The organism is Pedobacter kyonggii (assembly GCF_004310665.1).
In the GTDB taxonomy this organism is placed as follows: domain Bacteria; phylum Bacteroidota; class Bacteroidia; order Sphingobacteriales; family Sphingobacteriaceae; genus Pedobacter; species Pedobacter kyonggii.
The window spans coordinates 1-13,371 of record NZ_SIXF01000039.1 but is presented as its reverse complement, the minus strand read 5'-3'; the positions used below and the strand labels follow the sequence as shown (position 1 = coordinate 13,371).

Genomic DNA, 13,371 nt, shown 5'->3' with positions numbered 1-13,371 from the left:
TAAGCCCTCCACCTTTTAACCTTCCACCTCAATCTACCACATTCTAATTCTGTCTTCTGGTTTTTTGTATAATTTATCGCCAGGCTTAACATCAAAAGCATTGTACCATGCATCCATATTTACAGGTGCACCAATAGTACGGTACGGGCCTGGAGAATGTGGATCGGTTTTAATTAACTGAGCGGCACTTTCTGGTAAAATATTACCTCTCCATACCTGCGCCCAGGCAAGGAAAAAACGCTGATCTGGCGTAAAACCATCAATTTTCTCATTACTTTGACCTTGTTTAGTCATTTTAAAAGCAGTATAAGCCGCGTTTAGGCCTCCTAAATCGCCTATGTTTTCGCCCATAGTCAATTTGCCGATTACATGGATAGTATCTAAAACGGTATAGCCATCAAACTGCTCACCTAAAGCTTTTGTTTTAGCATCAAATTTGGCTTTGTCTTCAGCTGTCCACCAGTTTTTTAAATTACCAGCAGCATCATACTGGCTTCCGCTGTCATCAAAACCATGGCTCATTTCATGACCGATTACTGCACCGATACCACCGTAGTTAACGGCATCGTCAGCATTTGGATCGAAGAAAGGAAACTGTAAAATACCTGCAGGGAAAACAATTTCGTTCAGGGTAGGGCTGTAGTAAGCATTAACTGTTGGAGGGGTCATGCCAAAACGTTTGCGATCTACAGGTTTACCTAACTGATCAACCATTTCGTTGTAACCCCAAACGCTTGCATTACGTAAGTTTTGGAAGTAGGTGTCTTTATTAATTACTAAACCATCGTAGTTTTTCCATTTTTCCGGATAACCCACTTTTGGTGTAAATGCATTGAGCTTAGCCAATGCTTTTTGTTTGGTTTCAGGGCTCATCCACTCTAAACCATTAATCCTGATTTCGAAAGCTTTCCGCAAATTCACAATCATCTCGTTCATGCGTTCTTTAGCTTCTGGCTTAAAATACTTGGCTACATAAAGCTGGCCCAATAGTTCGCCAATAGTGCCATCAGTTAAAGATGACATCCGTTGCCAACGTGGTGTTTGTACTTTCTGACCAGTTTGCGCCTGTGTGAAAGCGAAACTTGCCTTAACAAATGGAGAACTTAAACTAGAGGCAGAACCTTTTAAAATGTTCCACTCCAGGTAAGTTTGCCAATCGGTAACTGGAACCGATTTTAACATTCCATCCAGGTTTGCCATAAATTTAGGCGATGAAACCAGAACGGTATCTTGGTTTTTGATTTTAAATTTAGGTAAATAGGTTGTCCAGTTAATGTCTGGAGTTTTTTTGTTCAGTTCTGCAACAGTAAGTTTGTTGTAGGTGGCGTAAGGATCACGCATTTCTAAACGGCTCATCTGCGCTTCAGCAAATTGCTTTTCAATTGTATAAACGGTAGCTGCTTTTTGTTTTGCTTCTTCAGGTGTACTTCCTGTTAAGGTAAATAGCGTAACCATATACGTGTTATAAGCCTCACGGATTTTAACACTGCGCGTGTCATCTTTCAGATAATAATCACGATCGGGAAGTGTTGTACCGCCCTGACTAATATTCACCATGTATTTGTTTACATTCTTGCGGTCTTGGCCAACACCCAGGCCGAACATTCCACCGCCTAAACCATTGGTTCGCATATAAGCAACTTGATCAAGCACACCCTGAATGTTTTTAATCTGTTTGATTTTCTCTAAATCGGCTTTTATTGGTGTGTAGCCCAGTTTTTCTATGGTTGCACTATCCATGGCAGCCGTATAAAAATCGCCAACTCTACGCTTAACAGAGCCTGCAGGAGCAGATTTATCAGCAGCTGCATCTTCTACTAAAGATTTAACAGCATTGATGTTGAAATCGCGAAGTTCGTTAAATGAACCCCAACGGGTTTCTTTAGCAGGAACAGGATTATTTTTGATCCACGTGCCACTTGCGTAGGTGTAGAAATCGTCGCCTGGCTTAACGGAAAGATCCATGTTAGCAGGGTCGATAAATTTTTTGGTTTGTGCATTTGCAGAAAAGCTAGCAGCGACTATACCTAGCGCCGCAAAACATCTTTTCAAATTTTGGTATTTCATTCGCTTAATAAGTTAGTAATTATGCGAAATTTATGAAATACTAATTAATACTGGTACTATATATTAAGAATATTACTTGTTAAACCAGTAGTAGATTTTTGCTAAACCTAAACGTCTCCAGAGTTCGGATGCTGAAAAAGAAATTTTAATAGATTTCATGATTTTAAATCTTTTATACACTATTAACATTTTTTAACAAAATTTATTGTGTGCTTGTAAAAATTATTGCTATTAAGAACGATTCGGGATAAAGCATTTTATTTTCCATAAATTTGAAAACGGTTATCTAAACCTGCGAGGTTTTATCGATAATAAATAAAAATGATGTTTAGCATACAATAGATATAATGAGCCATTCACACGATATAGAAGATAGCTGTTGCAGCAGTAAAGTACATTCCGCCCCAAAACATAACCACGATCATTCACACGAAGAAGGCGACGAACACGGCCATGATCATGGTGGAGATCCATCGGCCTTTCAAACTTATTTACCAGCCATTGTAACATTAGTTATGCTGCTGATCGGAATTGCGTTTGATAATTTATTTCCTGTTCCTGCATTTCAGCTCATCCGGCCTTATTGGTATATCGTAGCTTATTTACCTGTGGGGATTCCTGTTTTACGTGAGGTTTGGGAAACTTTTAAAGCCAAAGATTTCTTTACCGAATTTTCTTTAATGTCTGTCGCTACAATCGGTGCTTTTGCAATTGGCGAATACCCAGAAGGGGTAACAGTGATGCTTTTTTATACCATTGGCGAGTTGTTTCAAATGGCTGCAGTAAATCGTGCCAAAAGGAATATCAAAGCTTTGCTGGATGTCCGAGCAGATGTAGCACATGTATTCCGCAACGGAAAATATGAAGACGTTAATCCTGAAAAGGTAGAAATTGGCGAGATTATTCAAGTAAAGGCTGGTGAGAAAATCCCCTTAGATGGAGAACTGGTCAGTGATAAAAGCAGTTTTAATACTGCTGCTTTAACGGGCGAAAGTAAACCGCGTACAATCATTAAGGGCGAATCGATTTTGGCCGGAATGCTTAATCTGGATAAGGTAATCGAGGTAAAAGTAACCAAGGCTTTTGCCGACAGTGCATTGTCGCGCATTTTGGAAATGGTTCAGAATGCCACTACGCGTAAAGCTAAAACCGAACTCTTTATTCGTAAGTTTGCTAAAATATATACACCAATAGTTTTCTTTTTGGCCCTCGCGCTGGTTACTATCCCGATATTGGTTTTAGGAAGCGAATATCACTTCCAAACCTGGTTGTACCGTTCGCTGGTTTTCCTGGTAATATCTTGTCCATGTGCGCTGGTGATTTCTATCCCTTTGGGTTATTTTGGTGGTATTGGTGCTGCATCGGCAAATGGAATTCTTTTTAAAGGCTCTAATTTCCTCGATTTAATTACCAAGCTGAATACTGTTGTAATGGATAAAACGGGAACCCTGACAAAAGGCGTTTTTAAGGTTCAGAAAGTAGAAAGCAGTATCGATGAAGCAACGTTTTTGAATTTATTAACTGCGGTTGAAGCAAAATCAACACATCCAATTGCTAAGGCCATTGTAGAATACGCAGGCCAGAAAGAAATTCATCCCGCCGAAAACATTGAGGAAATTGCTGGAATGGGCTTAAAGGGATCGGTAAATGGCAAAGCGGTTTTGGCAGGGAACACAAAGCTTTTAGAGAAATTTAATATTGCCTTTGATGCCAAGATTACAGCTATTGAAGAAAGTATTGTGGTTGTTGCCGTTGACGAAAAATATGTTGGATATGTTTTAATTGCCGATGAAATAAAAGAAGACGCCGCAGAAGCCATCAAACAGCTTCACGAAAACGGAATAAAACAGGTAGTGATGCTGAGCGGTGATAAAACCTCAATCGTTAAAAAAGTAGCAAAGGGCTTAGGTATTGATACTTATTTTGGTGATTTATTACCTGAAGATAAAGTAGCCAGGCTGGAAGAAATTAAAAGCGACAAAAGTAAGGTAGTGGCTTTTGTCGGTGATGGAATAAATGATACGCCTGTATTGGCCATTAGCGACATTGGTATTGCCATGGGGGCAATGGGGAGCGATGCTGCTATTGAAACGGCCGATGTAGTTATCCAAACCGATCAGCCCTCTAAAATTGCAACTGCGGTTAAAATCGGTAAGGCAACCAAAAAGGTTGTGATCCAGAATATCGTATTGGCATTCACGGTAAAAGCATTGGTTTTAATTTTAGGTGCAGGTGGTATTGCCACCATGTGGGAAGCCGTTTTTGCCGATGTTGGTGTTGCACTTTTGGCCATTTTAAATGCGGTACGAATTCAGAAGATGAATTTTTAATACGCTATTTATATGCGGAGTATATAATCGTTTACCATTAAGGCATTTAAATAATTAAGAAAATTACATAAAGCCTTAACCTTTCTTAACTTCTTAATGATGAAAAAACAATGTAGATCCGTTTACCATTAAGAAGTTAAGGGCATTAAAAAGATTATGGTGTAACAGTTCTCTAAACTTTCTTAACTTCTTAATGATGAAAAAACAATGGAGATCCGTTTACCATTAAGAAGTTAAGGGCATTAAAAAGATTATGGTGTAACAGTTCTCTAAACTTTCTTAACTTCTTAATGATGAAAAAACAATGTAGATCCGTTTACCATTAAGAAGTTAAGGGCATTAAAAAGATTATGGTGGAATAGTTCTCTAAACTTTCTTAACTTCTTAATGCGATATTTGTGTTGTTTGTGATAAAAGTAAATTAGATGCCCGTGGTTGTATCGGTGCTCCAGATTTAGTATTGAAATTTTATCTCCTGGCAATACCAAAATGGAGCTGCTTAATAAATACCGCGTTTACGAAGAATTTGGGGTTAAAGAATATTGGGTGGTTAGCCAAAGCGATCAAAGCATCCTCATTTACACCCTTAATGATTCAGGCAAATTTCAGCCTTCTAAAATATTTACCCATAGCGAAAAAATCACTTCATCGGTATTGCCAGGTTTTGAATTGGAATTAGATGATGTTTTTGAGGATATCGATTAACTTATTTTTTCAATTTTGATTTTTGTGTTGTATTGTTTGAATCCTGATTCAAAAACATAATAGCGGTTAGTACGCATATAAGTACGAAGTTATACTCCATGCCATTTCTTCCGCCACCTACAACAAACCAGCCCTCCTTAAAATGTACCATAATTATTCCCATAATCAATAAGAAAATGGTTGCAAAGCATGCCAGCCGGATATATTTATTCATCACAAGCAATAGGGCACAAACTATATGTGAAAGTTTAATTATCCATGCAATTGCTACTCCATAGGGCGCAAATCCAATTTTATTCAGATAGAGATTGCCAAAATTATTAATCCCGCCATCAAATACACCCAAAACACTGTGCGACAATAAAATGATGGCTATTGACACACGTAATATGGCATAACCAATTTTGAGGTTTTTTGGAGTCATGGTAGTTTAAATGGTTTTATGGCGGAGCAAATCTTTGTAATGGGTATTTGGTGTACACTAAAATACAATTATCGACGGAAAGATGAATCAAATCGTGGGCGTTTAAACTATAATATTTCACTTCTATGCTTGCTTTCAAATGATTTCTGCTTTAATTTTTGCCCTTAAAAACGTATTTTTGCCACTCAAATTGATATTGAATAATTTTTCATGAGCATATCCACCAAGTACAATCCTGCAGAAACAGAAGATAAATGGTATAGCTATTGGCTATCGAAGAAATTTTTCCACTCCGAACCAGATGATCGCGAACCTTACACCATCGTTATTCCACCGCCAAATGTTACGGGTGTGCTGCACATGGGGCATATGCTTAACAATACCATTCAAGATGTGTTGATCCGTAAGGCTCGTATGCAAGGTAAAAATGCATGCTGGGTACCTGGGACTGACCATGCCTCTATTGCTACTGAAGCAAAAGTGGTGGCTATGTTGAAGGAGCAGGGGATTAACAAAAAAGATCTTTCGCGTGAAGAATTTTTGAAATATGCCTGGGAGTGGAAAGAGAAATACGGTGGTATTATTTTAGAACAGTTAAAGAAACTGGGTGCAAGTTGCGATTGGGACCGTACCCGTTTCACGATGGAAGAAGATCTTTCTGAAGCGGTGATTGATTCGTTTATCCACTTATATAAAAAAGGGTGGATTTACCGTGGTATCCGTATGGTAAACTGGGATCCAGCCGGTAAAACTGCTGTTTCTGATGAAGAAGTAATCCGTAAGGAAGTAAATCAAAAACTATATTACATTAAATACCTGATTTCAGGCACGGAAGACCAGTTTTTAACGATAGCTACAACCCGTCCTGAAACGATTATGGCCGATGCAGCCATCTGTATCAATCCGAACGATGAACGTTTTACACATTTAAAAGGCAAAAAGGTTTTTGTCCCTCTCGTTAACCACGAAATTCCGGTTATTGAAGATGAATATGTTGATATTGAATTTGGTACAGGTTGTTTAAAAGTTACACCGGCACACGATCTGAACGATTATGAGTTGGGGGTTAAGCACAATTTACCAGTTACCGATATCTTAAACGATGATGGAACTTTAAATGAATTAGCAGTTATTTTAGTGGGCGAAGACAGGTTTGTTGCCCGTAAAAAAATCGCCAAAATGCTGGAGGAAGCCGGGCATTTGGATAAAGTTGAAGATTATAAATCGCAGGTTGGTTTTTCTGAACGTACTGATGCCGCTATCGAACCAAAACTTTCCATGCAATGGTTTGTGAAGATGAAAGAAATGGCACAGCCAGCTTTGGATGATGTATTGAATGGAGAAGTAAACCTGATTCCAAATAAATTTGAAAATACTTACCGCCATTGGATGGAGAATGTCCGCGATTGGAACATTAGTCGCCAGTTGTGGTGGGGACAGAGAATCCCGGCCTGGTACGATGATAAAGGAAATTGGGTGGTTGCCAAAACCAAAGATGAAGCATTAGAAGAATTCTGGAAGAAAAAACATTTGGATGAAAGCTGCTCTGAAACGGAGAAAGCTGGATTCAAACATCAGTTAGAACCGTTTTTAAGGCAGGACGACGATGTGATGGATACCTGGTTTTCGTCATGGTTATGGCCGATTTCGGTTTTCGACGGCTTTAAAAATCCTGAAAATAAAGACATCAATTATTATTATCCAACCAACGACTTGGTTACCGCGCCTGAAATTTTATTCTTCTGGGTGGCCCGTATGATTATGGCCGGACATGAGTTTATGGGTAAAAAACCATTTACAAATGTATACTTAACAGGGATTGTACGCGATAAATTAGGCCGTAAAATGTCTAAATCGTTGGGTAACTCACCTGATCCGATTGGCTTGATCGAAAAATATGGTGCCGATGCTGTTCGTGTGGGGATGTTAATGTCGTCACCTGCCGGAAACGATTTAATGTTCGATGAAAGTTACTGCGAACAGGGACGTAATTTCGCCAGCAAAATCTGGAATGCTTTCCGTTTGGTAAAAGGATGGGAAGTTGACGAAAACTTAGCGAACCCAAATACCCAGGCCATATCTTGGTTCGAAAACCGCTTTAACGAAGCTCTGGTAGAGATTGAAGCTAACTTTATGCAATACCGCCTATCGGAAGCATTAATGATCACTTATAAATTGGTTTGGGATGATTTCTGTGCCTGGTATTTAGAAATGGTTAAGCCTGCTTACCAACAACCAATTGATGCGGAGAGTTTTAAAGCTACAGTCGGTTTCTTCGAAAATATCATCAAATTATTGCACCCTAACATGCCTTTCTTAACTGAAGAGCTTTGGCATGATGATCTGTTTGCCGAACGTGGAGAAATGGACTGCTGTATTGTTGCCGAATTTCCGAAAGGAGGGGCTTTTGATGCGCAATTATTGAAAGATGCTGAGGTAATTAAAACCGTGGTAGCCGAAATTAGAAATGTAAGGAACCAGAAGCAGATTTCGCCTAAAGAAGCATTGCCTTTAAGCATCAAAATAAACTCTGATCTGGATTATGAAAAATGGTTGAACATTGTTTTCAAATTGGCCAATGTTTCAGAAGCGGAAATTGTAAACGATAAAATTGTTGGCGCAACTGCTTTTATGGCTGGTAAAGATGAATTTTTCATCCCGCTGACTGAAAATATTGATGTAGAAGCAGAACGTGAGCGTTTAAATGCCGATTTAGTATATTTACGGGGCTTTTTAAAGTCGGTTGATTCTAAATTGAGCAACGAACGCTTTGTACAGAATGCAAAACCGGAAATTATTGCAAACGAACGGAATAAAAAAGCCGATGCTGAAGCTAAAATCAAAATTATTGAAGAAAGTTTAGCGGTTTTAGGATAATAATAATTTACAGACGCTGCGATTATGCTGTTCCGAATGTTCGGGATAAGCATCTTTCCTGCTATTATATTTAGACCCTAATCCCGAAGTTTCAGGACAGGGTGATGAGTTTTACTAAAAAGCCTTTCAGATTATTTTCTGAAAGGCTTTTTTATTAATAGTCGAATAAAAGTATTTGATTAAGAATAAATTATTTCAAACGTTTTCCTACATATCGATAAAAATATGTTATTGCCTTAAATACTGGCTTCCTGGCTATTTATTTAGGATTAATATGATTATAAGCCATTGTTTTAATATAAAGTTTCAAAAATATTACTTGCGAATATTTAAGGTTTGTTTTTATTAACCATATTTTAGGTTTTATTTAAATGGTTTGTCAGATTAGCAAACTAAGAGATAATCTAACCTAATATCCCAAATGGAAAATTCCAGAAGAAAATTTATTAAACAATCAGCAATATTTGCTGCTGCAACTTACGCGGGTACAATGGGCATGAGTGCCAAAAGTTATGGACGCATCATCGGTGCAAATGATAGGGTGCGCGTTGGTGTTGTTGGCTTTTCTGATCGTTTTAAAGACACCCTTTTGCCTTGTTTCCTGAACCACAACAAGGAACTCAATTTCGATATCGTTGGTCTTTCTGATTTATGGAACTACCGGAGAGATTTAGGAATTGCCCATTTAAAAGCAAAATTTGGTCACGATATTAAAGCCTGCCGTAACAACGATGAGCTTTATGCTACAAAAGACCTTGATGCCGTAATTATCAGTACTGCCGATTTTCAGCATGCACTTCACACCATCGAGGCCGTAAAAGCCAGTTGCGATGCATATGTAGAAAAACCCTTTGCCGAAACCATGGACGATGCCAAAGCAGCATTTAAAGCCGTTAAAGCAAGCAAACAGATTGTACAGATTGGTTCGCAAAGAAGGAGTGGAGAGAATTATACCAATGCGGCAAAATTTATTCAGGATGGAAAATTTGGGCCGATAACTGCTGTAGATTTAGTTTGGAATGTAAACCAGCCAGGCCGATGGCGCAGACCAGATTTAGTAGCCAAATTAAAAGAAGAAGATATCGATTGGAAAAGATTCTTATTGAACCGCCCAACCGAAGCCTTCGATCCAAGAAAATATTTAGAATACCGCTTGTTCTGGCCATATTCTTCAGGTATGCCAGGACAATGGATGTCGCACCAGATTGATACCGTACACTGGTTTACCAATTTAAAACATCCGCGGAGTGTAGTGGCAAACGGAGGTATTTACACCTGGAAAGATGGCCGTAGAAACTGGGATTCGATGGTTGCCGTATTCGATTATGGTCAGCCCGATACAACAGATGGTTTCCAGGTTACTTTTACCTCAAGAATGCAGAATAGTGTGGGCGATGTGGGTGAAGTTTATTATTCGAATGGTGGTGAACTGAATTTGATTACCAATAAAGTATCGCCAAAAGGTGGTTTAAAGGAGAGAGAGGCTGCAGCTATGGGCCTAAAAGCCAATCTTTTGCCAGAATTTGATTTAAGTAAAACGGAAATTAAAGCGGCTACAGGAGCCAATATGGGCGGGGATTCGTTAACCTCTGGCCACATGCGCAACTGGATGGAATGTGTACGTAGTCGTAAAACACCAAATGCACCTGTTGAAGCTGGTTATTCACACTCTATTGCCAATATAATGACCAATGCTGCGGTACGAACAGGAGCAAAAGCAATTTTCGATGAAAACAGACAAGAAGTAATCGCAAACGGAAAAGTATTTAAATATTAATCACAGTGTACCGTCATTGAGAGGAAGGAAGCAATCTACTTAGCAAAAAAGATTGCTTCGTCATTCTTCCTCGCAATGACGGCAAGAAAAAACCAATCATGTTAAATTTTAAAAAATATAGTATTCTAGCCCTTTCGCTAATCAGTTTATCAGCCGCTGCCCAAAAAGCAAAACCATTATTTGATGGCAAAACCTTAACCGGTTGGAAAGCAGTTGCAGGAGCCGCTCCATACAAAGTTGAAGATGGAATGATTATCGGAACAATGACCAAAGGCACACCAAATTCATTCTTAATCACTGAAAAAGAATATGGCGATTTCGTTTTAGAACTGGATGTAAAACTAGAAGGAGAAACTACCAACTCGGGCGTACAAACACGCAGCCACATTAAACCAGAAGGGAACAACGGTAAAGGATTGGTTTTTGGTAGACAGATGGAAATAGACCCTACCCCCAGGGCGTGGACAGGCGGAATTTACGACGAAGCCAGAAGATTGTGGCTTTATCCTTTAGAACTTAGCCCATCAGCAAAACCACTGTATAAAAAGAATGAATTTAACCATTACAAAATCGAATGCATTGGTAACGAAACTAAAACCTGGGTAAATGGAACTCCTGTTGCTTATGTAATCGATACGTTGGATAAATCGGGGTTTATCGGTTTGCAGGTTCACGGTATTGGCAATAACCTCGATAATGACGGCAAGAAAGTATATTTCAAAAACATTAACATTCAAACAGAGGGGTTAAAAGCCAAAGCTTTTCCAAAAGGAATTTATACGGTTAATTTAACCCCAAATACCTTATCTGCTTACGAAAAGTCAGAGGGTTATAAACTTTTGTTCGATGGTAAAAGTAATGCAGGTTGGGTTGGTGCTTATAAAACTACTTTCCCTGCCAAAGGATGGAAAATTGCCGATGGCGTTATCAGTGTAGAGCCGTCGGGTGGCGCAGAATCGACCAACGGCGGCGATATTGTAACCAAGAACGAATATGCTGCTTTTGATTTGTCGTTCGAGTTTAAACTTACCCCAGGTGCCAACAGTGGCGTAAAATATTTTGTTACCCTGAGCGAAAAAAATACAGGTTCTGCTATTGGTCTCGAGTATCAGGTTTTAGATGATGTTTTACACCCAGATGCAAAATTGGGCAGAGATGGAAACAGAACTTTAGCTTCGTTATACGATTTAATGACTTCGAAAAAAGAAGCCCGTTACCTGCGCCCCATTGGAAGCTGGAACAATGGTCGTTTGGTGGTTTACCCAAATAACAAAGTAGAGCATTATTTAAATGGCGTAAAGGTTCTGGAATATACACGTGGCTCAGAGGAATTTAAAAAACTGGTAGCTATTAGTAAATATAAAGACTGGAAAAACTTTGGTGAAGCACCAAAAGGACATATCCTCCTTCAGGATCACGGTAACAAAGTAGATTTCAGGACGATTAAAATTAAAACATTATAGATGCAGCGCAGATCGTTTGTTAAAACATCAGCTTTGTTAGGCTCTGGTTTACTTTTGGGTAACCAGGGCTTTGCTAATTTAGTGGCTGATGAAATTATTAATGTGGCAATGATTGGTTGTGGCGATCGTGGCAAAGGCGTTTTGTCGGTAATTAAATCAATGCCTGCAAAGTATAAAATTAAAGCTTATTGCGATTTACTCGATTTTAGGCTTAAGGAAACCGAAAAGTATGTTCCTGCAGATGCAAAGGCCATAAAAGATTACCACAAAGTTTTAGACGATAAAACAATCAACGCGGTTTTTATTGCCACACCTTTAAGTGAACATTTCAGAATTGCCAAAGATGCGGTACTGGCTGGCAAACACGTGTATGTAGAAAAAACCATGACATACAATATTGCCCAGGCACTCGAACTTAAAAAACTGGTAAAACAATATCCCAATCAGGTTTTTCAGGTGGGGTATCAATACCGTTATTCGCCTTTATATTTTAAGGTGAAGGATATGATCCAAAGTGGTTATTTGGGCAAGGTTAGCCAGATCGATTGCCGTTGGGACCGTAATGGCAATTGGCGTAGGGCAGTGCCAGATCCGGCTTTAGAACGTAAGATCAACTGGCGGATGTATAAGGAGTACTCTGGAGGCTTAGCTGCCGAACTTTTATCGCACCAGATTGACTTTATCAATTGGGCTTTCGAAACGCAGCCTGATGAAATTATGGGGTCGGGTGGGATAGATGTGTTTAAAGATGGGCGCGAAACCTACGATAATATCCAAGCCATTCTCCGTTATAATGAAAAAGGCATGATCGGCAATTTTGGAGCCACTTGTGGCAATGCACATGATGGTTATCTGTTTAAAATAAAAGGCACCAAAGGTTCGGTTTCTTTGCTAACCAATACCGGCTTGTTTTATCCTGAAGAAAGTGTTAAAAAAGAATTAGGCATAGTTGATGGGGTAACCGGGGCCACAAAGATTGTGGTAAATAAAGATGGCGGAATCCCGATTTTAGATAAAGCCACCATTGATGGAACAAATTATGCGTTGGATGAATTTTATAAATCGATAACAACCAGGAAAGAACCAGCATCAAATATCAATACCGGAACGCAAGCGGCTATTTGTGTGGCCATGTGTAACGAAGCCATTTATAGCGGGAATAAACAGATTTGGAAGACGGAATATAGTGTTTAGGTGATCTGTCATCTGCACAAAATCGTCATTGCGAGAAGGCTTTTTCAGCCGACGAAGCAATCTAAAAGATAGATTAATAGCGATCGTTGTAAGATTGCTTCGTCGTTCCTCCTCGCAATGACGGAAAAAGAAAGAATCTTTAATGCTCTTAATTTTTTTCGAAAGCAATTGTTGTGGTTGGTTTTAAAGTTAGTCCTGCTTTTCATTACAAGTCCTCGCTGTGGGCTTTACATTTCAATCAGTATCTATGTAATAAAAGTGATCTTAGTTCAAGTGGTCTTTAGCAAGCCACAATTGTTAAATTTAAATAAACAATAGAACTAAGATCATGACAAATTTAGCAGAAAAATTAGATTTTAGCGGTCATACGATAAGCTGTGGCATCGATGTTCACCTTAAAAGCTGGACTGTTTCACTCTATCTAGGGAAACAGTATCTCAAAAGCTTCGTCCAGTCTCCCCCGTCAGTGGATGGACTTTGGAATTTTCTTTCAACCAATTATCCAGAAGCCCGTTATGAATGTGCTTATGAAAG

Annotated in this window: 8 protein-coding genes and 1 pseudogene; 7 read left to right on the top strand and 2 right to left on the bottom strand. The window is 39.0% G+C overall.

Translation table 11 applies throughout. From position 1 onward, the window contains the following. Positions 1-33 precede the first annotated feature (33 nt). Positions 34-2,067, bottom strand: coding sequence for a M13 family metallopeptidase (locus EYS08_RS23185; RefSeq protein WP_131032323.1), 2,034 nt, complete (start codon positions 2,065-2,067; stop codon positions 34-36). Between the two features lie 347 nt (positions 2,068-2,414). On the opposite strand from EYS08_RS23185, the gene EYS08_RS23180 reads away from it, so the two are divergent. Both EYS08_RS23180 and EYS08_RS23175 read left to right on the top strand, forming a co-directional pair. Further along, entirely contained in the window at positions 2,415-4,397 is a 1,983-nt protein-coding gene (locus tag EYS08_RS23180) for a heavy metal translocating P-type ATPase (protein WP_131032322.1), read from the top strand. A 489-nt stretch (positions 4,398-4,886) separates the two neighbouring features. Next, complete coding sequence (locus tag EYS08_RS23175; protein ID WP_244216029.1) at positions 4,887-5,102, top strand: Uma2 family endonuclease; 216 nt, start codon at positions 4,887-4,889, stop codon at positions 5,100-5,102. Position 5,103: 1 nt separating this feature from the next. Here the strand turns inward: EYS08_RS23175 and EYS08_RS23170 are convergent, their stop codons facing one another. Continuing rightward, a complete protein-coding gene (locus EYS08_RS23170) occupies positions 5,104-5,526 on the bottom strand; it encodes a DoxX family protein (RefSeq protein ID WP_131032321.1) in 423 nt (140 codons plus the stop codon). Between the two features lie 210 nt (positions 5,527-5,736). On the opposite strand from EYS08_RS23170, the gene EYS08_RS23165 reads away from it, so the two are divergent. From EYS08_RS23165 to EYS08_RS26190, 5 genes and pseudogenes are all read left to right on the top strand, one after another. Next, positions 5,737-8,403 (top strand): valine--tRNA ligase, encoded by a 2,667-nt coding sequence (locus tag EYS08_RS23165; RefSeq protein WP_131032320.1) that lies wholly within the window; start codon positions 5,737-5,739, stop codon positions 8,401-8,403. 421 nt (positions 8,404-8,824) lie between these two features. Next, on the top strand, positions 8,825-10,180 hold the full coding sequence (locus tag EYS08_RS23160; RefSeq protein ID WP_131032319.1) for a Gfo/Idh/MocA family protein: 1,356 nt from the start codon (positions 8,825-8,827) through the stop codon (positions 10,178-10,180). A gap of 98 nt (positions 10,181-10,278) precedes the next feature. Then, positions 10,279-11,643, top strand: a complete 1,365-nt coding sequence (locus EYS08_RS23155; RefSeq protein ID WP_131032318.1) for a 3-keto-disaccharide hydrolase — start codon at positions 10,279-10,281, stop codon at positions 11,641-11,643. Beyond that, entirely contained in the window at positions 11,644-12,837 is a 1,194-nt protein-coding gene (locus tag EYS08_RS23150; RefSeq protein WP_131032317.1) for a Gfo/Idh/MocA family protein, read from the top strand. It abuts the gene before it with no gap. 328 nt (positions 12,838-13,165) lie between these two features. After that, a pseudogene (locus EYS08_RS26190) lies at positions 13,166-13,371 on the top strand (IS110 family transposase); the annotation flags it as partial.

What these genes read in the sequence shown, in the direction of transcription:
- EYS08_RS23170 (WP_131032321.1), bottom strand. Translation starts at nt 5,526, where the DNA reads ATGACTCCAAAAAACCTCAAAATTGGTTATGCCATATTACGTGTGTCA.
- EYS08_RS23180 (WP_131032322.1), top strand. Translation starts at nt 2,415, where the DNA reads ATGAGCCATTCACACGATATAGAAGATAGCTGTTGCAGCAGTAAAGTA.
- EYS08_RS23155 (WP_131032318.1), top strand. Translation starts at nt 10,279, where the DNA reads ATGTTAAATTTTAAAAAATATAGTATTCTAGCCCTTTCGCTAATCAGT.
- EYS08_RS23165 (WP_131032320.1), top strand. Translation starts at nt 5,737, where the DNA reads ATGAGCATATCCACCAAGTACAATCCTGCAGAAACAGAAGATAAATGG.
- EYS08_RS23185 (WP_131032323.1), bottom strand. Translation starts at nt 2,067, where the DNA reads ATGAAATACCAAAATTTGAAAAGATGTTTTGCGGCGCTAGGTATAGTC.
- EYS08_RS23160 (WP_131032319.1), top strand. Translation starts at nt 8,825, where the DNA reads ATGGAAAATTCCAGAAGAAAATTTATTAAACAATCAGCAATATTTGCT.
- EYS08_RS23175 (WP_244216029.1), top strand. Translation starts at nt 4,887, where the DNA reads ATGGAGCTGCTTAATAAATACCGCGTTTACGAAGAATTTGGGGTTAAA.
- EYS08_RS23150 (WP_131032317.1), top strand. Translation starts at nt 11,644, where the DNA reads ATGCAGCGCAGATCGTTTGTTAAAACATCAGCTTTGTTAGGCTCTGGT.